This is a genomic window from Paenibacillus sp. P4_A9, assembly GCF_056402415.1.
Genome location: NZ_JBFUHL010000022.1, coordinates 53,118 through 79,846, shown reverse-complemented (window position 1 = coordinate 79,846; position 26,729 = coordinate 53,118). Strand labels below are relative to the sequence as shown.

At 47.1% G+C, this 26,729-nt stretch carries 14 protein-coding genes; 4 read left to right on the top strand and 10 right to left on the bottom strand.

The window, feature by feature from the left end; translation table 11 throughout:
* Window positions 1-16 precede the first annotated feature (16 nt).
* Window positions 17-1,081, bottom strand: a complete 1,065-nt coding sequence (rsgA, locus tag AC1DVJ_RS16085) for a ribosome small subunit-dependent GTPase A (protein ID WP_477592245.1) — start codon at window positions 1,079-1,081, stop codon at window positions 17-19.
* A 189-nt stretch (window positions 1,082-1,270) separates the two neighbouring features.
* On the opposite strand from rsgA, the gene AC1DVJ_RS16080 reads away from it, so the two are divergent.
* Together AC1DVJ_RS16080 and AC1DVJ_RS16075 are read left to right on the top strand one after the other, a co-directional pair.
* Window positions 1,271-3,193 (top strand): FAD-dependent oxidoreductase, encoded by a 1,923-nt coding sequence (locus tag AC1DVJ_RS16080; RefSeq protein ID WP_477592244.1) that lies wholly within the window; start codon window positions 1,271-1,273, stop codon window positions 3,191-3,193.
* Between the two features lie 168 nt (window positions 3,194-3,361).
* Window positions 3,362-4,513: a hypothetical protein gene (locus AC1DVJ_RS16075; protein WP_477592243.1), complete on the top strand. Its 1,152-nt coding sequence runs from the start codon at window positions 3,362-3,364 to the stop codon at window positions 4,511-4,513.
* Window positions 4,514-4,692: 179 nt separating this feature from the next.
* Here the strand turns inward: AC1DVJ_RS16075 and AC1DVJ_RS16070 are convergent, their stop codons facing one another.
* Window positions 4,693-6,630, bottom strand: a complete 1,938-nt coding sequence (locus AC1DVJ_RS16070; protein WP_477592256.1) for a stalk domain-containing protein — start codon at window positions 6,628-6,630, stop codon at window positions 4,693-4,695.
* 226 nt (window positions 6,631-6,856) lie between these two features.
* Here AC1DVJ_RS16070 and AC1DVJ_RS16065 point away from each other — a divergent pair, with 226 nt between their 5' ends.
* A complete protein-coding gene (locus AC1DVJ_RS16065; protein WP_477592242.1) occupies window positions 6,857-8,104 on the top strand; it encodes a CapA family protein in 1,248 nt (415 codons plus the stop codon).
* Window positions 8,105-8,249: 145 nt separating this feature from the next.
* On the opposite strand, the gene AC1DVJ_RS16060 is transcribed toward AC1DVJ_RS16065, so the two are convergent.
* From AC1DVJ_RS16060 to AC1DVJ_RS16035, 6 genes are all read right to left on the bottom strand, one after another.
* Window positions 8,250-9,353 carry a chymotrypsin family serine protease gene (locus AC1DVJ_RS16060; protein ID WP_477592241.1) on the bottom strand — a complete coding sequence of 368 codons (1,104 nt, stop codon included), beginning with the start codon at window positions 9,351-9,353 and terminating at the stop codon, window positions 8,250-8,252.
* A gap of 129 nt (window positions 9,354-9,482) precedes the next feature.
* The gene (locus AC1DVJ_RS16055) at window positions 9,483-12,965 is read right to left on the bottom strand and encodes an AAA family ATPase (RefSeq protein WP_477592240.1); all 3,483 of its coding nucleotides are present in this window, start codon (window positions 12,963-12,965) and stop codon (window positions 9,483-9,485) included.
* A gap of 108 nt (window positions 12,966-13,073) precedes the next feature.
* The gene (locus AC1DVJ_RS16050; RefSeq protein ID WP_477592239.1) at window positions 13,074-14,255 is read right to left on the bottom strand and encodes an exonuclease SbcCD subunit D; all 1,182 of its coding nucleotides are present in this window, start codon (window positions 14,253-14,255) and stop codon (window positions 13,074-13,076) included.
* Between the two features lie 54 nt (window positions 14,256-14,309).
* Entirely contained in the window at window positions 14,310-18,239 is a 3,930-nt protein-coding gene (gene addA / locus AC1DVJ_RS16045; protein WP_477592238.1) for a helicase-exonuclease AddAB subunit AddA, read from the bottom strand.
* 21 nt (window positions 18,240-18,260) lie between these two features.
* On the bottom strand, window positions 18,261-21,791 hold the full coding sequence (gene addB / locus AC1DVJ_RS16040) for a helicase-exonuclease AddAB subunit AddB (protein ID WP_477592237.1): 3,531 nt from the start codon (window positions 21,789-21,791) through the stop codon (window positions 18,261-18,263).
* A gap of 289 nt (window positions 21,792-22,080) precedes the next feature.
* Window positions 22,081-23,454, bottom strand: coding sequence for a class I SAM-dependent rRNA methyltransferase (locus AC1DVJ_RS16035; protein WP_477592236.1), 1,374 nt, complete (start codon window positions 23,452-23,454; stop codon window positions 22,081-22,083).
* A gap of 120 nt (window positions 23,455-23,574) precedes the next feature.
* Here AC1DVJ_RS16035 and AC1DVJ_RS16030 point away from each other — a divergent pair, with 120 nt between their 5' ends.
* Window positions 23,575-24,615: a Na/Pi cotransporter family protein gene (locus AC1DVJ_RS16030; RefSeq protein ID WP_477592235.1), complete on the top strand. Its 1,041-nt coding sequence runs from the start codon at window positions 23,575-23,577 to the stop codon at window positions 24,613-24,615.
* Here the strand turns inward: AC1DVJ_RS16030 and deoC are convergent.
* Window positions 24,578-25,258: a deoxyribose-phosphate aldolase gene (gene deoC / locus AC1DVJ_RS16025; protein ID WP_477592234.1), complete on the bottom strand. Its 681-nt coding sequence runs from the start codon at window positions 25,256-25,258 to the stop codon at window positions 24,578-24,580. The genes AC1DVJ_RS16030 and deoC overlap by 38 nt on opposite strands.
* 135 nt (window positions 25,259-25,393) lie before the next feature.
* Window positions 25,394-26,728 carry a tRNA (N(6)-L-threonylcarbamoyladenosine(37)-C(2))-methylthiotransferase MtaB gene (gene mtaB / locus AC1DVJ_RS16020; RefSeq protein WP_477592233.1) on the bottom strand — a complete coding sequence of 445 codons (1,335 nt, stop codon included), beginning with the start codon at window positions 26,726-26,728 and terminating at the stop codon, window positions 25,394-25,396.
* Between the last annotated feature and the right edge of the window lies 1 nt (window position 26,729).

Genomic DNA, 26,729 nt, shown 5'->3' with positions numbered 1-26,729 from the left:
CCAAATAATATCGGAATTAGCGATGAGGTTGGCTTTTGAGCGATTGATGGATCTTCTTCCATTTTGCTTTCTCAGCAGCCTGAAGTCCTTTATCCTCTTTACGAGCTAAATACGCTAGTTCCTTCTGCAATTTCACATAATTGTGGAAGCGCTCCGCGGCCAAGGCTCCTGAATCTAACGCGGCTTTCACCGCACATTTCGGTTCATTCTCGTGCTTACAATCTTGGAAGAAGCATTGTTCGGCGAATTCCTCAATATCCTGGAAGGACGTACTCAGCCCCTCTGAGGCACTCCAAAGTTGTAGCTCTCTCATGCCTGGTGTATCGATTAGAATGCCGCCATCGGGCAGCAGAATCAGTTCACGGTGCGTTGTAGTATGCTTTCCTTTATCGTCACCAGATCGGATATCCCCCGTATTCAAAATATCTCTGCCGTAAATACGATTCACTATCGTCGATTTCCCAACTCCTGAAGACCCAAGCAACGCAACGGTTTGTCCGCGAGTCATATAGCCAGCAAGTTCATCTAAACCACGATTCTCTGCCGAACTAATAATGTGAATAGGAACGCCTATTGCAACAGCCGCTACTTCGTCAGCTAACTCCTGGGGATTCTCACATAAGTCGGATTTGCTTAAGACGATAACTGGATTAGCTCCGCTTTCCCATGCCAAAACCAAATATCGCTCGATTCGGCGAACATTGAAATCTTGATTCAAGGCATTTACCAGAAATACCGTATCTACATTGGTTGCAACTATTTGCTCTTCGGTGACTTGTCCAGCCACTTTACGGGAAAACTTACTTCGACGCGGAAGAACAGCATGGATCACAGCACGCTGTTCCCCTTCCCGCAGGGATAACACCACCCAATCACCTACGGCAGGGTAATCCTCTCGGCGCAGAGCTTGGTGACGCATTTTGCCAGATACCTCAGCCAGCATTTCGCCAGCTTCCGTCTGAACGCGATACATATGCTTATGTTCTAAGGAGACGCGGCCTGCGACAAATCCTTCTTCGTTAAGAAACGGTTCAAATGCTTTTTCAAAAAATACATGCCATCCTAAATCAGCTTTATTCAAGTCAAGATTCATCCTCTCAAGGTGTTCTAATGTGAAGTATATACCGAACTTATAGGACTCACACGGGAAAGAATAATTTAGATTATTTAATCCTGAAGTCCATATTGACAATGGTCAATTCATTTGTAGACTGTAAGTCTACTTTTGCATATAATAGGTGTAAACTGATCGTTTGAATGGAGTGAGCGGATGAGTCAATTCATGAGAGCCTCGACCCGCAAAAAGCGTGATGTGATGATGGAAGTCGCCTTAGCCATGTTCATGGAGAAAGGTTACGAGAATGTCTCAGTCGATGATATTATCGCAGCAACCAGCACATCCAAGGGAACCTTTTATCATTATTTCAAAAGTAAGGATGCCATTATTTCAGCATTATACAGCAAACAAATTCAATTGATTCAGGACTGGGTGAAACAGCCACCTTCGAAGGTGCAGTCACTTGAGGGACATATTAATCGTCTATTTTTAGACTTAGCGTCGAACATCCAGTTCTCACCTAGACTAATTCGCAGTTTGCAGGCTCTTTCCTTGCAAAATGTGACAGTAAAACTAGAAGAGCAACAGCAATTGAACGTCCTGACTGAAAGCTTGATGCACTGGCTCCCGGAGCCCAAAAAGATCGAACTGCTCGTATGTATGTATGCCGGAACGATTCTTACATGGTGCAATCAAGATGATGCCGACCTACTCTCCATGATGAAAAACAACTTAGCCTGGCTTTGGGTAGGACTTCGTTCTGAAGTATCTTACGCATCATTGCAGGTAGAACCAGTCCCCAAGGAGGAAAAACGTATGAAAATAGCTATTATCGGTGGAGGCCTTGCTGGATTAACAGCAGCCGCCTATTTATCTGAAAACCCACATGTAGAAGGTATTCTTTTTGAACGTAGTCCGCAGCTCGGCGGCCGAGCTTTTACGTATGAAAAAGCTGGTTTCACGCTTAATTACGGCGCTCACGCAATCTATGGGATCGATCGCCATACGTTGACTACGATGGAACGCGAGCTGGGACTTTCCTTCTCCTCCAAGCAAGTGGATAAACGTAAAGTCGTCTACGCGAAGCATAATCAACTAACAACAGCGCCTCTTGATGCCATCAACCTTTTAAAAACAGATTTACTAAACACAATTCAAAAAGTCCGCTTTGTCGGGGAAATTGCTGCTATTATTGCTAATATTCACAATATTAAAAACTACGCTACCTTAGCTGACTATTTGGCTGAATCTAACGCCGATGAGGATGTTAAAGAGCTTTGGGAGCATCTTGTTTGCTCCAACTTTTTCATTACACCTGAGGATGCTCGCAACGTATCTGGCGCTGTCATTAGCGAGTATTACCATAACTTGTTCCTATCCAGTAAACCTGTCAACTATGTCTTAGGCAGCTGGGCTGTTATCACGAATCAGTTGAAACAGAAAATGACCACATCCGGTAAATGGGAAATCGCCCTTCAAGAAGGTGTGGACGGACTTCGTTATGAGGATCGTAAATTTGTATTAAAAACGAAAACACGTGAAATGGCGTTTGATAAAGTGATCTTCGCTATGCCAGTTCAACAAGTTGTGAAACTGCTGAAAGGTACAGCATGGGAACCATTCCTCGCACCGTATGAGTCCAACACGGCAACTGAGGTTATGGTTTACGACATTGGGTTGAGCCGCGTCGTCGCTAGACCTTTTAGTTACATCAGCGATATGGATAATAAGCTGTTCATTAGCGATGTTTCCGCAACAGACCATACGTTAGTACCCGAAGGCGGACAACTGCTGCAAGGTATCGCCTACCTTAGCGATAAATTCGATAACGATGAGGAACGTAAAGCTTATTTGGACAATAAAACCTCTCAAATGGAAGCCCTTTTCGATCGGCATTATCCAGGCTGGCGCGATGTTACTGCTGTTAAGCGCGTATCGAAGAAAGCCATGGTTTCCAGTGTGAAAAACATTTCGACCAATCGACTTTTACCAACTCGTGTTGAAAATATTCCATTCTATTTCTGCGGAGACGGTTGCACAGGTAAAGGCGAGCTTGCTGAACGCGCATTTTCGAGTGCACGCAGCGCGGCGCTATCTATTGTGCAAGAGGTACAGCAAGCTTTACAAAACGCATAACGTATTGCGTTAACTAACGTAATCACTATAAACAGCCAGCACTTCCGAATCGGGGGTGCTGGCTGTTCTTTATTCTGTCTAAATGATTGAAATTAATATTTCGGGTCCTGCAACTTCATCCTACGTAAATCGTCTATAGACAATGAACACTATGTAGGGGGCTTTGGTATGACGAAAGAAAGAAAATTACTGATAGTTATAGGGACCGTGCTTGCCATTGTATTTCTGAGCATTCTTGTGAAGATCATTGCCCCAGCACCCCCACTCGCTACAGATGTAGAGGTTACTAAGCAACCTGAAATGACGATACAGCCTGAAGCAACTGTACAACCAAGTCTAACGGTGCAACCTGACCAAACTATTCAACCAAATGCGACCAAATTACCAAACTCATCACGGTGGTATGACCCTGCACTTCTCAAAATCGGTGACGTGGTTGGCGGGTGGAAAGTACTTGATCTTCATCTGGAAACGTATGGGAAAGGCTCTAAGATCTTCATCATGGAGGGAGAGGCGCAAATCTCAGGTACTTTTAGCATTAACTACGAAGAGGACACCTATAATAGCAACCAGATCATTTTGTTAGCGGACGAAGCATCTTCTAATCAATTGCCGCAGCCACTCGCGTTCAAAGGAAGACCTTCACGCCTGATTCTACAAATTAGCAATCCAGATGTTCGCAAGCAATTAGGTGCGCCAGGATCTAAAGGATATGTTACCGTGACCATTCATCGGTACCAAACCGTTTATGCTGACATTTTGGAAGGTGTCTCGGATACAGCTATAGTCACGCAAATCAGCCAAATCGAGACTACACCACCGCCGCTGACGGAAGTCACTCAAACTGAATTGACGCAAGCTCTTAACGCCAACCCTTTGGTTCCAATTAAGTTGAGTACGAATGACATTACAGCGCCATCCAACTATGGGCTTCTGCAGGAATGGTTTCAACAACTGAGCCAGCAATTCAGAAATGGATTAAGTCCTTTTACGCTCAAACGGATTAGTCCAGATCAAAAAGAACAGATTCAAAAGTGGTTGCAGCAGGCATTTACTGAAAATAAAGCTAAAGAAATTGCTGCCTCCAATCTCCAGCAATCCGGCATTCATCACATCGTTGGAGGCAGTTTGTTACCAATCAGACCCTTTAGTGAAGTGAAAGATATCCAGCATCAAGCCATACAAATGGAAGGTTCAAACACACTTCGGTATACAGGTGTTTATATCCTGTCCGGCACCAATGATGCCCATTTCACTTATACATGGAAGAAAATAGACGGTGTTTGGAAAATCGATCAGATGGAAATGAAGCTCATGTGAGAAAACCATTATCGAGGCCATCCAGGATGAGCGACCGCGTTTAAAGGTAGGTTTTATCGCCAATAAGCAAGCAGTTTTCGGAATCCGAAAACTTATACTTTCTTATGTGGTAAAATGAATAAGCTGCCTCCCTTCTCTGACTTTTGGTCAGAAATGGAGACAGCTTTTTCTTTGTCATTTTATTTCGTTGTAATGGTTACCGTTCTGCTCGCTCCATCCCAATTGACGATGCCGCCGAAAGTCTCTCCAACGAATCTGGCAGGTGCAAGTGTATAACCATTCACTAGTCTGGCTGGCTCTTCCAGTTGAATTGCCTTGCCGTTTACATAAACGGTGCTTTGGTCAAGTGTCAACTTTACAGTTTTGCTGCCTTTGGTTGCAGTGACGGATCTAGTAGCCGCTTCATAATCAACTTTAGCACCCATAGCTTCGAAAATGGCCCGTAGCGGCGTAAATGTCGATCCATTTACAATGACAGGGGCTTGCTCAAATTCCTGTTCGCTCCCGTCGATACTCACAGAAACTTGGGATGAAATACCGAAAGTTCGCAAAGCAACCTGTTCTCCGGATTTGTTCGAGATGCGAAGCTGTAGCACCGAGCCTTCTGGCACATCGCCAGCTTTGAGATCTAGCCCGTAAGGCAAGCTCGTTTGGGAAGCAATTACCCTGCCATTTAATAAATACTCTACCTTACCGATGTAAACCTCAGGTATTTTGATAAAAGGAATGACTCTAGTTTGTTTCGTGAAAGCTTGATGATCTGCATCAATTGGCACATAACCTACATGATCTGACGGTTTAGCTACATCCTTTACCTCAGAAAGCAAGTACGGATTTTCAATCAACTGTCTGTAGTAGCTTTGAATTTCAGAAGAAGTCGACAGTGAATAATCATTCTTCGCGTTATCCATTTGCTGATCCACGTTAAAATACGTAATAGCTTTCAATCTCGGGTATTTGTAAGGCATGATTTCATACAATCGTTGTAGATTCAGTTTAGCCCACTCCGTATAATCTTCACCTGCGGAATGAGAATAATGCGGAACGCCTGTCTCACTAAGCATCAAAGGTTTACGGTCTGCGTAGGTGTTGTACAATCTCGTAAGTCTTTCTACGTTGCTTGTCGCAATCATAGATGGCAGGGATGTATCGCCATTTTCGTAAGGTTCAATGTACAAGCTAACACCAACCCAGTCTACATACGCATCACCTGGGTAGTAAGGCTCGATATCGTTCGCCGGCACATCCCCTGGACTCCACACCATGGCCACGTTTGGCGCTTCTGCAGCAAATACATCATGAAGCATTCTAAATTTCGCGATATACTGCGCAGGATTCCCGTGCCATTTCACCCAAGCACCGTTCATTTCGCCTGCAAAACGTAAGAAGATTGGTATTCCTGAAGCTTTCGCTTCCTTAGCCCATTTTCGCAAATAAGCGCTATCCGTTACTGGATCTAGCCCATCATGCGGTTCCCAAGCAATTTGTAAAGCTCCGCCTGCATCTTTCGCTCGCTTTGCGTACGATGACGGAAAGTCTTTTCCCCAAGTGGAATAAGCTAAGTAAATGGCATGCTTTTTACCGTATACGGATTGCATTTTCGTGAAAATATTACCTACCTTAGAATCCAGCTCGGAATAAACCCCTAAATACGTACCATATGCGGGCTCAAATTTAGCAAGGCGAGAGCCACCAGGCTGTGTAAGCTGCTGGACAATACGCTCGTTATTTTCTTCCCGATACAATTCAACAGTCGTCCTTATCTGATCAGCACGCTGCAATTTGACAGCGCCCCAATCCTTCCCCGCATTCACCCAGTACTCATTTTCCTGCTCATAATAATGAATCGCTTGGTCATAATCACCGATAGCATCAAAATATGCATCTAATTTCCCACTGAAAAGGGCCGCATTCTCCCAATCCCCAGTGCCAGCGTAGTAATTCGTCAGATATTGCCAATGTGGAACAGCTGCTTTGGAATTTCCTGATGCTTGCAGCGACTCTGCTTGYGTCCAATGATCCCACACGACATCCGCACGCGCAGGTGCCGGTGATTGTGCGATACCAGCTGCAAGAATACCAACTGCCAGTGATAAAATTCCTATTCGTCTATTCATTTTCAAGAAAAAAGACTCCCCTTCATGGTGTAGTAAAATATTTGCGCCTGTACTAGATACGTAATGGGGAATGAAAAAGTAGCAAAAAATTCAAAAAAATTATAAAAAAAACCTTGAAATTATTACAAAATAATACAAAAATTCATGAATTCAACACGACAATTCGATGCCTTCTGCAAATTTTAATTGTTAAAATATAGAAAAAAGTGTGAGAGGGTTCTTAATTATGAATCATGCAAGAGCAGGTCTCCTAATGGCTGCTTGTCTTAGTTTCTTAGTCGCAGGTTGTGAGACTGCCATACTACCAAGCACTGAGAATGCAACAGTCTCTGTCGAAACAGAAGCACCTCTACCGACTCAGCCCTCAAACATTTCGCAAGGATCGCAGCCACTTCCAACGAAATTGGTTACAGAATCAACTGATGCAACTAGCAGCGATCCTAACCTTGTGATAAATACTTCAGGAGCATCTTCGTCTGTCGTATATGTACAACCAACCCTATCCAAACAAGAAGTACAAGAGCCGTTACATATTCTATATGCCGGCGATGCTATGTTTGATTGGTCTGTCAAAGAAGCCATCAACCGTTACGGCCCTGACTATCCTTTCGTACATATTCAGTCCGAAATTGAACGGGCTGATTTCTCATTCGTCAATCTCGAAACGGCAGTAACCCAGGAAAATGATAAGGATACCAACCAGATTTATAATTTCAAATCAAATCCAGAATCCCTAATGGGGCTTAAACATGCTGGTTTTGATATGGTTTCCGTTGCAAACAATCATTCGATGGATTTCTTGCAGAAAGGATTTCTGGATACACTTACCCATTTAGATAAAGCTGGCTTACTTTATGTGGGTGGTGGCTTAAATGCGCAAGAAGCCTACCGAGCGAAGAGCGTTACCATTAAGGGAAAAAAATTGAAATTCCTCGCCTTCTCTCGATTTATCCCTACGGGAGACTGGTTTGCAGGGCAGAATAAACCTGGAATAGCTCAAGCTTATGATAGAAAGCCCGTTCTCGATGCGATTGCTAGGGAACGCGAAGGAGCAGATTATGTCCTCGTCTACCTGCATTGGGGAGTTGAAATGAATAATCGCCCAGAGCCATGGCAACGAGAATTTGCTCGACAAATGATTGACGCAGGCGCAGATGCCATCATCGGCAGTCATGTGCATGTGTTGCAAGGTTTTGAGTATTACAAAGGAAAGCCCATCGCTTATTCGATCGGCAATTTCCTCTTTCCTGACTATGTAACAGGTCCAAAAGCAGATACAGGGTTACTCCATTTGACGCTAGCTGACAAGCAGATTGAAATGTCATTTCAACCCTTCTACATTGAGAAAAATCAAATCGTATCCAAAGGTGCAGCCTATGTGGATAAGCAGATGGCTTATCTGGCATCTATTTCATATGGGGTAGCGCTCGACGGTCAGACCATTCGGGCAAATGAGGGAATTGCTAGTCGTTGATTAAGGCATGGAAGACAATAGTAAAGGAAACCGAAGGGAATAAGGCAAAGAATCCATAATTAAAGGAACTACGCTACGATTGACCCGTTATACGAGGGAATGACCTCGAATTGTTGATCAAATCGTAAAGTAGTTCCAATTAAGATTACTTATGTGATTTCACTAAAATCGCTCGATTACGCTTCCTTTGCTGCTCAGTCAACGGTTGAACATAGGAAGAATTACCGCTAGGCGCCGTACCTTTCACCTTACCTCCCGTGAATGTACCGCCTGCCGCTGGAACCGCAGTTCGCACACCATAAGCGGCCATGACTACACCAATAGGATTGCTAATGGAACGTAACCCATCCTCTGGACCAGCAAAGTTAAGCGCAGCCGCATAGCGATCACTGGAACGGAGCCAGACTGAACCAGAATCACCCGGAAGTGAGACAGGGCCCGTATCTCCAACGATCACCGTTTGATTACGAAACAGTAAAGTACCGAGACTGCCTCCATAAGAAACACGAACATCCACATTATTGGACTCCACGGTTCCTCTAACAAACCCTGTTGTACGACCTGATTTAAACACTTTAAGTCCGACTGGAAAGCTTAAAAGATGTCCTGGTACTGTAACCAACACGCCAGAAGCGCTTCGTAAATAACGAGGATTCAACAAGCTGTTCCTTGTTGGGAGAGCGATTGACGAATCTTGGAAATTAACTGAGCCCTTGCGTAAAGGTACAAATTGAAAGGCCCTTCCAACGCGATCCGTCCCCGATATTCCGCCATCTGCCGGACCTGGCTGCACGGTTTCCGAGAAAGCAGACGAGTTGTTTTTGATCAACACATGATTATTACTTAAAATGTAAGGTTGTTTATTTTTGATTACAATGAGACCTGCTGTCCCTGTGGAAAATGGACTCGTTTTACCAATACTTACGCCGCCTGGTACCGGCCGATTCCTGCTTATAAACGACGTTACCTTATAAACCTTTGGTTTGGGAGCCGTTAGTACATGCGATTTGAAGGAATTCGTCGATACAAAGCGCACGGGTACGGATGCACCTAATTTGGCAGCCACACTTTTGAGGTTGTTTAACCCGGAGGGCACAATTTTTTGATGGGTGTACACAATGACACTAGCGCCTAAAGTCGGTTTCTTAGGATCTGCATATCCGACCCCTACAGCCATCACTTCCGCTCTTTTCAATAAAACGGGCGAAATTCGATTCTTGTGTTTCAGTGCCTCATGAAATGTTGACATGCACATTCCCCTTTTCATCATGTTGGAGCAGTTTATGCCAACTTGTACGAATCGGTTTAATCCCTTTACCTATAATTAAGACTTGGCATAAAAAAAGGCTAATGACGAGTGAAGTCATTAGCCTGATTCTCAAAGCTCTTCAAGTGAAATGCGACTCCCGCGACCTGACGGTTCTGCGGGATGGACAATTAATTTACGAACAAGTCGAGCACGAAGCTCAGGTACGTGAGAGATGACGCCTACAGCTAGACGATCTGTGTGAAGCTTTTCTAGCGCACCAATTACCATGTCCAGCAGCTCTTGGTCCAGCGTACCGAAGCCTTCATCGAGGAAGAAAAACTCCAACGGATATTCGCCTTTCAGCTGAATCTGTGCGGACAATGCTAAAGCTAATGCTAACGAGGTTAGGAAGGTTTCCCCACCAGAAAGGGTTCCAACCGGACGCTTCACCCCACCATTCGCGTCATCACGAATGACGAAACCACCACCAGAGTCGACTTCAATGCCATAACGTCGACGTGTCAACTCACCTAGTCGCTCGGATGCCGCGCGGCTTACCTGCATTAACTGCTCTTCGGCGAGATACTCGACGAAGGCGTTGGCCTTGAGCACAGCTTGCAGCTTGCCAAGCCGCTCCAGCTGCGTCGCCTGCTCAGCCCGCTGCGCCTCGAGCTCGCACCAGCGCAAGTGCCGCGCAGCGAGCTCGCTTGCGCCCAGCGCCGCCTTGGCTCGCGCCTCCAGCGCGGCCTCGGCGCCGGCCTTCGCGTCGCTCAGCTGCGCCTGCGACTGCGCCCACTCGGCCGCGCTCAGCACGCGGCCCTGCAGCTTCGCTGCCAGCTGCGCCAGCTGGGCGCGCAGCGCCTGCTCGCGCTCGCGGTGCGCCGCCGCGAGCTGCGCCCACTGGCGGCGCTGCTCAGGCGCCAGCGCCGCTGCCTCTGCGGCTTCGCGCGACGCGAAGCCGCCCGTCTCGAGCGCGCCGGCTAGCGCGCGCTCGGTTTGCGCCAGCTGCCGCGCGGCGGCGGCAGCGGATTCGGCGGCGGCGCTGTAGCGCTGCGCCGCCAGGGACTGCTCGCGCTGCGCAGCCGCGTGCGCGAGCTTGGTCTGCTGCGCGAGCTGCCGCAGCAGCGCTAGCGCGGAGGTCGCCTCCGCGATCAGTTGCGGCACCGCCGCGCCAGGCGCGCGCAGAGCGAGCTGCCGCGACTTGTCGGCGGCGAGCTGCGCGAGTCCTTGTAGCCGTTCATGGAGCTGCAAGGCTGTACGATCACGCTCTTGCGCAGCATGCTGAAGGCTCTCTATGTTGACGATCAGCTCCTCGAGAAACGGAATACTTTTCTCGATGCGTCCGCGTAGCTCATCAGCTTGCCGCTCATTCTCAAGGTGCTTATGAAGTTGATCGTCAACGACATCCCATGAAAGGCCTGCATAATGTACATGCCACTGAGCAACTTGATTTTGAATACCCTCCGATAACGCAGTTAATCGATCTTCCGCTTCCACTAACAAACTAGCAGCCGCTTGCTCTTGTGTACTTAAAATAAGAGCTTGTTGGGCAAGCTGGGCATGTTCTTTGTGCAGATCATGAAAGACCTTACCGCATTCTTCTGCTTGAGAAACACTCACATGGAACGTCAATTCCATCATCTTCCATTCCTTTTGCCAATCCGCCAAGCTCATATCCGCATGAAAGCTATTTACCTCTACAAGATTACCTGCTTCTTGACCTGCAGCCGCCTCTTGTAGAGAGAGTAGTATATCCGTATTATCATCCTGCTGCTTACCCATAACCTCATCTGGGATAGCCAATTCCGCAGCCCGCTTATGCAGATCCGCCATTCTTCGAATGACTTGTAAACCTTCATACTGCCGTTCTTTCGCTTGTTGCAACAACTGTTCGGCTTGATGTAACAAACCTTCAGAGTTGATTGTTCCACCTGTATCCATTGAGGTATCTTCGTTCTTTTGTAGCGCTGGATGCTCCGTCGCACCACATACGGGACACTGTTCACCTAATCCCAGGTCAGCAGCTAACAAGGCAGCCAAGGCATGACGCTCTTGATGCTTTAATAGCTTTCGTTGCTCCTCCAACCATCCTTGTACACCTGTAAAGAAAGCTGTAAACAAACCATCTTGTCTCAGTAATTCCCCATTATACGCAGCATAAGCAGTAAACCAACCCTTTAGCTTAGCAAGGAGAACTACCTGTTTGTCCACAATTAGACCTCTCGCATGTTCCACAGTCTTACATACATTTGCTTTGTCATCTTTATTTTTCATCAATTCCAGCTGTTGTGTCTGAAGAAGAAGTATCCCCTTCTTATCTTGCACAGCGTTTTGCAAGAGTTGTCTCTTTGTGGCATCCGTCTCTAACAGCTTTAATTGTACTTTCAGCTCCGTTTGTTTAGCCACTGCTTTTTGCTTCGTGTCATTCGATTTAGAAATCTCCACTTGCAAACTTGATAACGCTGACTTTACCTCAAGTTCTTGTGTTTGTGCCGTTTGAATTTGCGACTGTACCTGTTCAAGCTCCTTTTGAATCACAAGCGCTTGCTCTAACTGATCCAAACGTAGTAATAACGGCCCTTCCTGTGAGACAAGTTCCTGCTGAGCTTTGTCAAACGCTAGTGTGGCTTGCTGGTAATCCGTTTCCGCGAGCGCCTGAGAAGACGTTGCCGTTGTAAGCAGCTCTTTACTCGATAGCACATCTCTAGCAGCTAACTTATGCTGCTCCAAGTACGGAATAACCCGCTCCGCTTGTTCCGCTAGCTTCAGTAGCTGTTCTTTTTCAGCAATAAGTCCATCCTGCTCCTGATGCTTTTGCTGCTCAATCTCAAGACCTTCCGATTCCTTTATCCATTGGTAGACCTGCTTGTGTACCTCATAAACCTTCTCCTGCTGCTCCAAATGAAGTCGACTTCGAACCGCTTCTTGTTCCGTTTCAAGAAGCCTATTGTTCGCTTCCTCCAATGCGGATGAAGTCGCATCGCCTAACCCTTGCTGCTCGGCAGCAAGCTGTTTAACAGCGCTGTCCGTTTCCTTTACTTTAGAGCTGACCTTTGCGCTTAATTGGTCACCGTAGGTTTCAAGATGGAAAAGACGCTGTAGCATTTGTCTACGATCCTTACCTGTTAGGGTCAGAAACTCAGCAAACTTCCCTTGCGGAAGTACCACCGCCCTCGTAAAGTCCTGCATCGACAGACCCAGAATGTTCTGGACCTGTTGATTGACTTCGCCTGCCTTATCCGCCAGCACGATCGTTTCGTTATCACGAATATGTAAGAGACGCGAAATGGTACCGTTGATAGACATCTCTGCTCCACGCTTGAATTGCCGCTCTACCCGATAACGCTCTGTGCTCGTCGCATTGCTCAGTTCAAATGTAAAAGAAACGAACAGCGTTTGCTCCGCATGATTCATAATCGCTTGCGTGCCGCCGCTAGCTCTTTCTACTTTGCCATATAAGGAGAGGGTTATCGCATCTAAGATCGATGATTTCCCACTTCCCGTTGGCCCAAATATACCAAACACACCCGCATCTACGAGCTGGCTAAAATCGATCGTTTGCAGCTCCCGATAGCTTTGCAGGCCCGACATCTGTAACTGGATTGGACGCATTGTACTTTCCTCCTTTCATACACATCACTAAGTTATCCACAAGCACTAATTGGGGAAAAATATGAATTCCTTATCGCGCTGTCACATAGCACTACTATTCTCGCTCTCTTACTCGCCACCATCGTTATCGCCTAGATCCTTCTCCTGCAGCAGCTCCATAAATAATTGAACTAACGCAGGCTCTGGTTGTGCGCCTCCTGTTTGACGCGCATAGAAGCGCGTAAAATGCTCTTCCATCGAAAAAGCAGCTTTCGGCATCGCCGCACGTACTACTTCCATTTCCGGATAGATCGGACGAATATGAATGAAACCTTCGAAAGCTTTTCGTAACGATTGTATTTGTTCAATCGACATAGCGGACGTCATTGTGATCTCCAAATCGATCCATGCCGTACTATCCCTTTGTTCATCCAACCATTGATGCACCTGTCCAATGCCTTCCTTCGCCTTCCAGCTGACCAGCGGACGACCTGAGGTCAAGAATATCTCTTGTGGTTCAGCCACCTGCCCTGGTGCAAGATCAAGTATCGTGACGGATTTGGCTTGACCCGCTTCCGAGAAGCTATACGCGATTGGTGATCCGCTATATCGAATAGGTGAAGCAGCTTTTACATTTTGCGGACGGTGCAAGTGACCTAGCGCGACATATTGCGCACCTGCAGTCAAAGCCGATGTGTCAACGGTATACGCACCGCCAACTTGAATGGGCCGTTCGGATTCCGTTTCATGACCGCCTAGTACATATAAATGGCTCATGATCAAATTCACGGTGCCAGGCTCGAAGGAAGCTGCCTGCTTACGAATGAGTGCTCCGACCCGCTCCGAATATTTACTGCGCAGCACTTCTTCCTCAGCAACTTCGGATAGCAGTTCCTTTAAGCGAGATTCCGAAGGATACGGCAAAGCGATGAGTCGAGCAAGCTCACCCGTTCGCGCTATCCCGATGGATTGAATATCCTGAATAGGTAGACCAATTAGGGTGATACCTTGCGTTGCTGCCAATGGACCCGAAGCTGCAAGCCGATCCGGATGATCGTGATTGCCTGAAATAATCGCCACTTGCCTTTTACCGCCATCAGCGAGTCTGGCTATACCTTCGTAGAATAGTTGCTCTGCAGCCGCAGGAGGGTTTACACTGTCATAAATATCTCCCGCGATCAGCACCAGATCGATAGCTTGATCCTCCACAATACGCACGAGCTCATCCATGAAAGCAATCTGCTCCTCCATCCGGCTTCGTCCCTCCAAGGCTCGTCCAAAATGCCAATCAGCTGTGTGTAAAATTCGCATGTCTCATCTCCTTTCTGAACACCGCACGGTTTCTATCTGTACTATGAAACTATCTTACATTTCTACGAGTTTGGCACCATCAAAGAAATAGAGGAATTTCCCGTCTACTGGACGTTTCCAAATGTGTTCCACAGCCCGAGCATACAAACTTATTTGCTTCTCATAGCGAAGCTGCAGCTCTGAATCCGTACTTCCTCTTACAGCATCTGTCTTAAAATCTACGAGAACAAGCCCCAGTTCATCTTCAAAAAGACAGTCAATAACTCCTTGTATGAGCACAGTCTCGCCTAGCGTGGATGGATCTGCCTCGGAATAAACCTCACTAGCAAGCAGTCCATAACTAAATGGAACCTCCCGCTGCACATTACGAGCTTGGATCATTCGTTTACCAACCGGCGTCTCGAAGAATTTCAAAATAACAGGAATATCAACCACATCGCGCTGTTCTTGTGTCATCGTTTGTTTGTCCAACATCTCTTGGAGAGTTGACTGAATACTTGCCTCCGTCGGCAATCCCGCTAAAGACATATTTTGCATAACAGCATGAACAACTGTCCCTTTCTCTGCTGCCGTTAGCTTCTTCTCTTCCATAAATCTCGGTCTACGCCAAATCGAAGTTACTGGTCTGGACTCCAGCGGAATAGGCGACTCGAACTCATCTACGATGCGGTTGACCTCAGATAACCGTTTCAATTCCGAAACCGTCGTTTTAGCAAAGTGCTTCGGTGCATCTGGGAAATCATATTGCCAAGACAGTCGCTCCTCTAACTCATCTTTCCATTTCCCTGACGTAGCAACCGTTTCACGTTGTTGAATCGCCGTGAAACGGTCGTGATCTGGCGCTGCATCCGCATCTTCTAGTACATCCAGCATCTGCAAGCTTTCTGGTGTAATGACCGATAGTTTCCATTGAGACGCATCACGCAGTAATCGTACATCCGAAGAACTATCACTAATCCCTAGTCGTTCACGCCACAAGGCAGCATCGGGATGACGAAGCAAAGCAGGTCCTACCCAGTCTAGATAGCTCTTCGCTTTAGCTAACTCAAAATCAGGCAAATACCACGCCTCTCTTGATAAATGACGTCCCCAACCACGCAGAAGCTTGTCTAACGACTTCACAGTACCAAGTAAGTACAATTTCTCACGTGCTCTCGTGAGTGCTACATAAAGGACGCGCATTTCTTCCGCCAGAAGCTCTAGCTTCAGCCTCTTTTTAATCGCAAGTGAAGGTAAAGTCGGGTAACTTACGCGCAGCGTCGTATCTACAAATCGTGGTCCAAAGCCAAGCTCTTTATGCAATAAGAACGCATCATTCAAATCTCTTTGATTAAACATCTTCGCCATTCCAGCAACAAAAACAACGGGAAACTCCAAACCCTTGCTCTTGTGAATGGACATAATACGCACGACATCTTCCTGTTCACCAAGCGCACGAGCCGTTCCAAGATCGCCTCCGCTTTCTTTCATCCGCTCAATAAAGCGTAAAAAGCGGAATAATCCACGTAGAGATGTACTCTCGTATTGTCTAGCTCTATCATATAGCGCTCTTAAATTGGCTTGCCTTTGCATACCTCCGGGCAAACCGCCCGCGAAATCATAGTAGCCCGTTTGTCTAAAAATGCCCCATATTAAGTCCGCAAGAGAGCCTTGTCTTGCATCATTACGCCATTGCTCCAATTGTTCAAGAAACTTCGTCAATTTAATTAAGAGCTCGTCGTTCTCATTGTGTGTACGTTGTTGAACCATGCGCAACACAGACTCATAGAAAGGTACGGATTTATCCGCAACTCGAATTAGCGCTAAATTTTCAGCTGTCAGCCCCACCATAGGAGATCTTAAAACAGCTGCTAAAGGTACATCCTGATATGGATTATCAATAACCTTCAATAAGGAAAGCATCGTCTCGACTTCTGTTGCCGAGAAGTATCCTGTACTGAGCTCTGCATAGGCAGGAATTCCTTGCTTTTTAAGCTCATCAATCAAAATAGGCGACCACGCTTGGGTTGCTCGTAATAAAATCACGATATCCCTGTAGGTTGCTGGGCGATCACCGCCCGTTCTTTTATCAAAAACCTGAAACGGTACCTGACCCCCTGCACCTAACAATCCCCTAATTTGACTAGCTATCGTGCGCGCTTCCAGTTGTGCGGTTTCCAGCTCTTCTGCTTCTAAAGCGGGATCAATCCCGCTTTCAGCACCCTCGGCGTTCATTTCGTCCGCAATGTCATCGGATTCTTCCGTGAACGCTTCACTTTTGTCAGCCCCGTCCTTACCACGGTCAATCAGCAGCATCTCCACAGAACAATCAGATGCAGAAGGGGGATAACCCGCCCCATATACCAGTTCAGCGCGATCATCGTAGGCAATTTCACCGACAGTTTCATTCATCATTTGTTTGAAAATAAAGTTAACTGCGTCGACAACTTGAAGACGACTGCGGAAATTTCTCGCTAAGTCAATTCTTCCACCATTCATTTCACGATCTGATGCAACTTCTTTGTTCGATCGATACGCTTTGTATTTTTCTAAGAATAAACCTGGCTCTGCCAGTCGAAACCGATAAATACTTTGTTTCACGTCGCCAACCATAAACCGATTCCCTGGCTTAGAAGTTGAAATCAACTCAACAATCGCTTCTTGGACGCGATTCGTATCCTGATATTCATCCAGCAGTACTTCAGCAAATTGTTTCCGATACGCTTGCGCCGCTTCAGAAGGATACAGTTCACCTGGCATGGAACCAGGGGCACTTAGAATTTGTAAACAGTAATGCTCCAAATCGGCAAAGTCAATCAAACCCTTCGCAGCTTTAGCTGCTTGATACCGTCCTCCAAAATCAACGATAAGATCAACGAGGACGTGCAGTAATGGAGCCATTTCGGCAATTTCTTGATGAAACTGCTCTGGCGTTCGTCCGAACAATTCTTCTTTTAACTTGTTAATCTGATCTTTAGCCTTGTTTCGCAACTCTTTGACTTCATCTTGCATCTCTTTATCGTAATCATCGCCTTTACAGGCCTTGAGCTTACCGAAATCAACCGTTTGGAATCCAAGATACAATACGGACCAAGGATATGTCGTTGTTTCCAATAAATTCTGAACGAGTAGTAAATTATCGCGTAAATTATCTAGATACGGAGCAGGTCCGCCCGGTGATTCGGCGATGTTGATGGCTTGTCCTAGCAAATCCAGTGCTCCCTCTAGTTCAAGGGAAAGATCACGTACTAGACTTTGCTCCCAAAGTGAATAATCCACAGGCGCAGATGTCGCGGCAACATATGGCAACGCCTCTTCAACTATTGCCGTTTCCTTATTCGCAATTACTTGGTCGACTTGCACAGATGGCGGTCCGAACATGGATGCCGTCCCTCTTAGCCAATGCTCTGGCCAGGGATGACTGCGGGAAACATCATACAGCTTCTGAATGAGCAGCATAATCGCGTTATCATTACGTTCACCGCTAAATGAGTCCACCAAGCGCCAAAAGGCGCTGTTCTCATCACTAGCAGCATAATACTCTTCTAGCATCTCGCCAAGAAGGTCTTGACGGAGCAAATCAGCTTCCGTTTCATTTGCTATGCGGAAGCCTGGGTCTAATTTAATGATACTAAAATACCGTTGTACAACCTCTAAACAAAAGGAATGCAGCGTAGTAATAGATGCTTTCCCCATTAACGCTAGCTGCTTACGCAAATGCTGTGAGTGAGGCTGTTTCATCAGTTCTTTCTCAAGTGCCTCTCGGATCCGATGCTTCATTTCGGAAGCGGCCGCCTTCGTAAAGGTTGCAACGAGTAATCGGTCTACATCGATTGGTTCCCACTCATTGGAGATCCGTCGAATGATCCGCTCCACGAGTACGGCTGTTTTACCAGAGCCCGCAGCAGCGGCAACCAACATGTTTTGTCCCTTTAGGGTGATAGCATCCCATTGATCATCCGTCCATGTACTTCCGATAGGTTTAGGTTCTTGCTGTTGTGTCACCTTGTACGCTCCTTTCTACCTTCACGGCCCGCTAACCTGCGCAGCCAGCTCAGTCCATACTTGATCCTTCGCACGCGGTCGAAAGACTTGAATTTCATTCCCTTCAAATAAGGGATCTATTTGACAAATCGAGGTATACGAACAATGTTGACAAGCTGACTTTTTACCTAAACGATAAGGAGTAATATCAACATGACCATCTGTAATGTTCGTACCAATTTGTTTCACTTGTTTACGTACATAGTTCCGGAGCGTATCCCACTGCTCGTCCGTCGCTACCGATGAAGTGGAGTAAAAGCTTCCATCCTTTTTTAAAGCAACAGGAATGAGCTGTGAATGCCCAGTGCTATGAATAAGCTCATCATCCATCAATCCGGCTACCTCAGCATCCGCAGTAACTAAGCCCTTCATTTTATAACGTTTACGAAGCTCTTTCTCGACAGAGGCAGGATCCAGTGCATTTTTTTGCTGGAGCATTGGGTTATGCACGTGAAAATAAAGAACGCCTGCTGGCTTTGCTTCAACACCTAACCACGTCTGCGCATGTGTAAGAATAACGTCCAAATACGTTAGCATCTGCAGGGAAAGTCCGTAGTACACCTCTGAAAGCTGTAAGGCCGTTTGACTGGATTTATAGTCAATAACCCTCAGAAGCACACCCTGCTCTCCATCCGCGCGATCAACTCGGTCAATACGGCCGATAATCTCCATTGTACAGCCGTTTTCCAATTCAAATGTTAATGAAGGCAAATCCTTGCCTGGTCCAAAATCAATTTCCAGCCCCAGGGGTTGAAATTGACCATGCTTCGCATGCTCGCCGAGTATGACTGCCGCCCTGCCAACCACTTGCTTAAGCTTTCTAGCAATATAAGCATAGCGACTTGAACTCAGCAGAATTTCACCTTGAAGTCTCGGTGCGAGCTCGTCCACAACTTGTGCAGACCTTTCCATACATTGCTCGGCCGAAAGAGAACCCCAATCAAGCTGGTCCTGCTGAAGCTTCTGTACGAATTGGTTCAATGCTGCATGGAACAATTGCCCGATATCCGGAGCATCCAAGCGAAACACACGACGCTCCTTTAAGCGTAATCCATGTGAAACGAAGTGAGAGAACGGACATGCCACATACTTCTCCATACGCGAAACACTGGCACGTAAATGCTGACCATATAGCAGTTTGCTAGTTTTGGAGGTAAGCCCCTTCTCCTTGTTCGTATATTGCAACGCCTGAACGAGAGATTGCAGCTTCATCTGCCAAGCGGGTTGTTCCGCATACCAATTGTACGCATCCCACCATAGCTCTGACATACGTCCACCTAGCATCCAATGCTTCATGCGAACAGCCAAATAGGAGATCGCTTGTGTCGGGTGCGAGAGATAGGCTGCTTGCTCACTTTCAGGCGATTCCACTGACGGTTCTGCAAGAAGTAGAGAGTCTTCCGTCCCTGGAAAAAGCTGTCGCATCTGTCTAATCAGCTCTGAAGGCAATAACGATTTCCCTTCTTCATCAGCTAAAGGATAACTCATCCAAAGCCGCTTGCCCGGTACAGTCAACGAGGTATAGACGATAAATTGCTCGTCCAACAGCTTCCGGCGGCTTCCATCAGCCATTGGCAATCCCGAATCCATCAGAACACTTCGTTCCGCTTCGGTCAGCACACCTTTTTCAGCCATCTGCGCTGGTATAACCCCGTCATTTACACCTAAAATATACGCATATCGAATCCCGCTTGAGCGAGTTCGATCCATACTTCCGATCAGCAATTGATCCATCGAAGGAGGCACTAGGCCCAGCTTCATGCTTTCCATCCCTGTTTCAATAAGGCCGTTAAACAGCTCCAAGGAAAGTTCATCATCGCCCATGGTTTCCACCAATTGATCCAGCATATCCATCACACTGTTCCACATTTGACCGTGTTCACGAGCCTTTTCTGGCCTTCCAGCAAGCGTTGCTTGCTGTGTCCATGCTTCTAGCTTCTCTGGCGCTTGAACCCTGACCAATAACTCATAAACCGCTTCAACTTGAGCTTTAACCGTACGCGCTTGTGCAAGACGATTAGATAGCGCAAGCAATGGGCCCACGACCCATGATTTGCTCGTATTTAGCGCTAGAAGCTCCGCTGTTTGTTCATTCATCTGATCTTCCGCTTGCTCCAAATTGGCACGAAATTGATAGGTCCATGGCTTACCATCTGTCCATCTATAGCCTTGAATCCCGAATGCAAGCACATAATTCTCTAATTTATCAAGCTCAGTCCTTTGAGATGTCGCATCTTGAGGCAGCAATAAATCCGTTTTGATACAACGGAATACCGCATCATAATGCCAATTATGCTGAATAACCTCCAGCGCAGATCGAATGAACTCCACGAGTGGATGATGAAGTACCGACCGCTTCTGATCGAAAAAATGAGGAATCTCATAATCCGTAAGCACCATGTTTAGCAGATCCTGATAGCCTTCCATATTCCGCACCATAATGGCCATTTCGCGCCACCGTACGCCATGCTCTCGAACTAGCTGCAGCATGTCACGCACTGCGCCTTCAACCTCCGCACGGCGATGAACAGCTTCCCTAATAACGAGTTGGTCGGCAATCTTTTCCCCTGAGGAAGTCTTATATTTAGGCGCTCCCCCGCCAATTCGACGATCAAAATTCTGCTCCAAATAAGCAAGTGCAGGACTATCTTCATATCGCGGCGAACGATCTGGTGCAAGTTGAATAACCTCAGCCGCACCAAGGCCTAGCTGCCAAATCATTTCTTGCAAGCGAACCATCGTCATTGCCGTGGGATGGAATAAATCCAACTCATCCGGTGTATCCCCCGCCTGCAGTTCGCGATCCAGACATAACGTGATCGTCACTTGCTTACATGCAGCAAATAGAGATCCAAGAACCTTGAATTCTTGTGGAGTAAAGCCATGAAATCCATCAATCCATACCGAAGCTGAACGCAAATAAACGGAGCTTGGCACTTGCGCAGCAAGCAGCGTTAAGTAATCCTCGCCGTCCAAATACTGCCCTGCTAACTCAGCCTCAAACTGCCGATATACCAGCTGAATATCGTGCATTTTATCGCGGAGTAAGCCGTGTTCTCCTAGGTTAGTAACCCGTTTTTTTTCATGTGTCTCAAGCTGATCAGCCGTCACACAATAGCGTTTCATTTCAGTAAAAAGCTGATTAAGTCGGTCAACAAACCCCATTTGCTCAGCCGAGTGTCCGAATAGACGAAGCTTATCTTTGTATTTATGTAAAATGCTCGTTAACAGCAGTTTCTTACCTGTATCATCAATAGGAAGCCTCGCCGTGCCGCCTTCTTCTTGCATCACACGCCAAGCTAAACGGTGAAAGCTTAGTACTTGCGCGCGGATCATCCCACGAATACTAGGATCCGATACAAGCGCGTGTTCTGCTTGAAAAGTAGCTTGTTCAGGGACGAGTAAAATCAGCGGATCACCTTCAGGCGCTGATGCAAGCTGCTGCTTCATTTCAGCCAGACAGCGTTCGCTCTTGCCGCTTCCGGCTCTACCAATTATGAATCGAATGGACATTCAGGGCCTCCTAACACTTTCCGTCGGAAAGCTTGCTTCGTAAGCAATTCTCGTATTCTATCTTTCTATTCTAGCATATTTCTAGTGATGAGTCGGTGTGGTAGATGATGGAGGGCGGTTTTGAGGGATTCATTTCAAAGATAAAATACGAACATGTATTCTATTATGATAACACGGAAAACAAAAAACGAAAAGGTAGGATCTGATTTCATCGACTAACTCAACTTGTAAACCTCATACACGACAAAAAAAGCAAAGCCGGATTAACTAGCTTTGCTTTTTTAACGGTTTATTTGCTTCGCACTTCAAAAATCGCAAATTTCAAATAATGACCTTCATCTACGCCTAGAATGCGCGGGTGGTCCATCCCTGCTCCACGGAACTCAATCAAGCGCAGCAATTTACCCGCATCTGTAGCCGCCGCATGAATCGTTTCAAGGAACAATTCAGGATGCATATGATAGGAACAGCTTGCTGTGACGAGATAGCCGCCTTCATTCACTAGCTTCATACCATGCAAATTGATATCCTTATAGCCGCGACAAGCACCTTCAACTGCACTTTTCGTCTTAGCGAAGGCAGGAGGATCGAGAATAACGACATCCCAAGTCCGTCCACCGGTACCAACAGGCTTTGAGGTGTCTACTTTAGCTTGTCCTGCAGCGCCTGCCGAAGAGCGCAGCTTACGCTCATCCAAGCCTTTCACTTGCGTACGCAAGTACTCAAAGGCGTCCGCGACAACGAATTCGACACGATCCTCGAATCCATTCAGAGCAACATTCGTACGTGCGCTTTCGATGGCATGCTCAGAAATATCGAGACATGTTACTTTTTTCGCGCCGAATTGACAAGCATTCAATGTGAAGCTCCCTGTATGAGAGAAGCATTCCAGCACAGAGGCACCGTCCCATAGAGGGAACGTCACTACTTTCCCATTTGCGTTTACAGGAAGCATTTGCATTACGCCATTCTCTTCAATTTCCGTTAAATTAATGCCGCTGCGGTGACCCCAGCCTGTCATCAGAGGCGCGATCGCAGCGCGATTCTCACGTTGGTCGAAGAAATAACCCGTCTTCTGACCTTCCTCAATATCAACACGGATACGAAGTCCATTTTCTAAGATATCAACATGCTTCGCACAATCTCCATATAGAAGGCCTTTCGTCTGTTTCAGACCTTCCAGCTCACGAATGGGAACGTCACTACGCTCATAAATCCCTGCCGGCTTCATGACTTGTACCAGAGCTTCCACGATATTGTCTCTACAGCGGTCCATCCCCAAGGTTAAAAGCTGAACAACAAGCGTGTTCTCGAATTTATCAACAATCAATCCTGGCAAGAAATCGGCTTCCCCATACACCAAGCGAAATGACTGAGCTCCTTTCACAAAACGCTGACGATGTAGGAAACAACGCGTAAAACGCTCTACGAAAAAGTCCGTCGTCATCGCCTCAATCGGGCTATACGATACAATACGTACCGTTAGTTGAGAAGCTTCGTTGTAATAACCCGTTGCTAGATACTTGCCGAGATGGTTTTGAACGGAAACAAGCTGTCCAGGTACAATGTCACTATCCGTGCGCTCAATTTCAGTCTTATACACCCATGGATGTCCTTGCTCCAAGCGGGGTTTGCGTTTCTTATGTAAAAATACTACTGCCATGTTTTTTAGCCGTCCTTTGCGTGAAACCGTTCACCTATACCATCTGGCTTGTCATGCTTGTCTGTACGGTCACATATATTGGTTGAAAACGTCGTACGCTCACGAAAAGGAGATCCTTTCATGATTCATGCTATTATACTGCCTGTTGTCACAGGCTTTATCTTATTTCTGCTTGGGATGAAGCTCATGGAGACCTCGCTTCAAACCTGGGCTGGCCCCCGCCTCCAGCTGTGGCTGGAGCGGTTTACCCGAACACCGTTGCGCGGTCTCCTCACCGGCACAGTGCTAACAGCGGCGCTCCAGAGCAGCACCGCGATCACGGTTATCGCCATCGGCCTCGTCGGCGCCGGCGTCCTGTCCTTCCCGAGAACACTAGGCGTGATTCTCGGAACGAACATCGGCACGTGCCTCACCACTGAGCTGATCGGGCTCAGCTTGGGTGGCATCGGCGTGCCGATCCTGATCGCCAGCGCCAGCGTCTGGCTGGCGAGCTGGTTAGCCGGGCCGCTGCCTCAGGCAAGCGGACCACGCGCTCTCACCGCCGCGCAGCCGGCCGCGGCGGCAACACCACCGCAGACCGCCGCTCCACACGGCGGTCGTCAATGGGTGCGCAGCGTCCGCTACGGCTCGCTCGCGGCGGCTGGCTTCTCGCTCGTGCTGCTCGGCATCGAGGTCATGCAAACCATCGGGCCTGCGCTGCAGTCCCGCGGTCTGTTCACCTGGTTCGTTCACCAGGCGCAATCGAGCCTGCTCTGGGGAATCATCGCAGGTGCAGCGGTGACCGCGCTCGTGCATAGCAGCGCCGCCGTCATCGCGATGGCGATGGGTCTCGCCGCTGGCGGAGGCATTCCTGTCGAGCTCGGGGTTGCGATTACGATTGGTGCCAATGTCGGCACCTGTGTCACCGCGTTGATCGCCGGCATGAGCAGCTCACGCGCCGGGCGATACGTCGCCTGGTCACATGTGCTGCTGAATGTGGGAGGCGCGATCCTCTTTTACCCTTTTATCCATGTGCTCGTTAGTCTTTCAACACTACTTGCGGACGACGCCGCTTCACAGATTGCCCGTTCTCAAACTATTTTCAATATCGTTGGGTCCCTTGTCGCCTTGCCACTCTGCTATCTTAGTATGTGGAAGCGCCTTGAGTTCCGTTCACAATAGCTACGCCTGAGCTCGTCCCTAATCTCGTCGCGCCAGCTTCAATCATCGCAATTGCCGTCTCAACATCACGTACGCCGCCAGATGCTTTCACGCCGATTGTGCTGGATACGTTTTGGCGCATCAAACGAACGTCTTCAACTGTTGCTCCACCAGGACCAAAGCCTGTCGAAGTCTTCACAAAATGAGCACCAGCTTCTTCTGAAAGACGGCAAGCTGTCGCTTTTTGTTCGTCATTGAGGAAACCCGTTTCCATGATCACTTTGACGATGGCTTTACCTTTTACCGAATCCACAACTTGCTTAATATCTGAACGAACCGCATCCAATTGTCCTTCCAAAAGCAAACCAATAGGCAATACCGTATCAATTTCAGCTGCACCGTTCTCTACAGCCTTAGCTGCTTCAAAGGCTTTCACTTCACTCAAGCTCGCACCAAGCGGAAAACCAACCACAGCAGCAACCTTAACACCCGTTCCTTCCAAAGCTTTGGCAGCTGTTGCTACAAATTGTGAATTCACACATACACTGAAAAATTGATGTTGAGCAGCTTCCTCACACAATTTGTGAATCGCAGCTGTGCTCGCATCTGCTTTCAGTAAGGTATGGTCGATATAGCTAGCAATTTCTTTCGCGTTTAATGTCATTTTCGAAGCACCTCATCTAAATTTAGTAATTACAATCCATTCGTACTGACTCCTATGTAATCGAGAAAACCTCTAACGCAGTCATTCAAAAGGAACGACCACGAGTAGAGGTGAGTAATTGTCTTAACTCTTTACTTACAAATTCACTACGCCTTCAAGAATGCGCACGAGCTGCCCCTTGCTTTCATTCACACCAGCTTCTGTTACTTTCACACGGCACACTTGACCGATCATTTCTTCTGAGCCTTCAAAAACTAACTGAACATAGTTATCGGAATAACCACTATACAAACCGCTATCAGGAGCACCTTTGTATGTGCGCTCTGGTATGACTTCCAAGACCTGCCCAATAAATTTCTGAGCATATGCCAATTGCATTTTCTCGGAAAGATCAATGAGTTCGTGAACACGCACATTTTTGATTTCTTCATCCACTTGATCCTCCATCCGCGCAGCAGGTGTACCTGTCCGCTTAGAATAAGGGAAAACGTGCATTTCGGAGAACTTCATTTGCTCCATGAACTTGTATCCATCACGGAACATCTCTTCTGTCTCGCCAGGGAAACCAACGATAACATCCGTCGTGATCGCAACATCTGGCATAATCTCGTGAAGGCGCTCAATTTTACGAGCGAACTCAGCAGTCGTGTATTTCCGGCGCATCCGCGCAAGCACCTGATCATCGCCCGCTTGCAACGGAATGTGCAGATGACGGCACATTTTGTCCGAGGATTTGAGAACTTCAATCACTTCATCCGTAATTTGGCTAGCTTCAATGGAGGAAATCCGAATGCGCTTCAAGCCTTCGACTTTATCCAAATCCTTCAACAACTTCGCTAAGCTGTAGTCCTCAATATCTTCACCATAGCCACCAGTATGAATACCTGTGAGTACGATTTCCTGATAGCCAGCAGCAACGAGCTGCTCTGCTTGCGCAATAACACTTAGCGGCTCACGACTGCGCATGAGCCCGCGTGACCAAGGAATAATGCAGAAGGTACAGAAGTTGTTACAACCTTCTTGAATTTTCAGAAATGCTCGCGTACGATCCGCAAAATCAGGCACGTCCAATTCTTCGAAAGTGCGCGTTTTCATGATGTTTCTAACCGCATTAATCGGTTGACGATCCGACTCAAATTGTTTTACTAGCGGAATGATCTTCTCACGATCCTGCGTCCCAATGACCATATCCACACCTGGAATTGCCATAATTTCAGCTGGTGACGTTTGCGCATAACAACCTGTTACAGCAACAATTGCTTCAGGATTACGACGAATCGCGCGACGAATCATTTGGCGACTTTTCTTATCCCCTGTGTTGGTTACCGTACATGTATTAATCACATAGACATCAGCCGTATTTTCGAAATCAACCTGTTCATAGCCCTCATTTTTGAATAGCTGCCAAATTGCCTCTGTATCATAAAAGTTTACTTTACATCCCAGTGTATGAAACGCTACCGTTGCCATT

Bases quoted from the DNA above. Each gene is read 5' to 3' on its own strand.
- deoC (WP_477592234.1), bottom strand. From the start codon at position 25,258: ATGACATTAAACGCGAAAGAAATTGCTAGCTATATCGACCATACCTTA.
- AC1DVJ_RS16030 (WP_477592235.1), top strand. From the start codon at position 23,575: ATGATTCATGCTATTATACTGCCTGTTGTCACAGGCTTTATCTTATTT.
- AC1DVJ_RS16035 (WP_477592236.1), bottom strand. From the start codon at position 23,454: ATGGCAGTAGTATTTTTACATAAGAAACGCAAACCCCGCTTGGAGCAA.
- AC1DVJ_RS16080 (WP_477592244.1), top strand. From the start codon at position 1,271: ATGAGTCAATTCATGAGAGCCTCGACCCGCAAAAAGCGTGATGTGATG.
- AC1DVJ_RS16065 (WP_477592242.1), top strand. From the start codon at position 6,857: ATGAATCATGCAAGAGCAGGTCTCCTAATGGCTGCTTGTCTTAGTTTC.
- mtaB (WP_477592233.1), bottom strand. From the start codon at position 26,728: ATGGCAACGGTAGCGTTTCATACACTGGGATGTAAAGTAAACTTTTAT.
- addB (WP_477592237.1), bottom strand. From the start codon at position 21,791: ATGTCCATTCGATTCATAATTGGTAGAGCCGGAAGCGGCAAGAGCGAA.
- AC1DVJ_RS16075 (WP_477592243.1), top strand. From the start codon at position 3,362: ATGACGAAAGAAAGAAAATTACTGATAGTTATAGGGACCGTGCTTGCC.
- AC1DVJ_RS16050 (WP_477592239.1), bottom strand. From the start codon at position 14,255: ATGCGAATTTTACACACAGCTGATTGGCATTTTGGACGAGCCTTGGAG.
- AC1DVJ_RS16055 (WP_477592240.1), bottom strand. From the start codon at position 12,965: ATGCGTCCAATCCAGTTACAGATGTCGGGCCTGCAAAGCTATCGGGAG.
- AC1DVJ_RS16060 (WP_477592241.1), bottom strand. From the start codon at position 9,353: ATGTCAACATTTCATGAGGCACTGAAACACAAGAATCGAATTTCGCCC.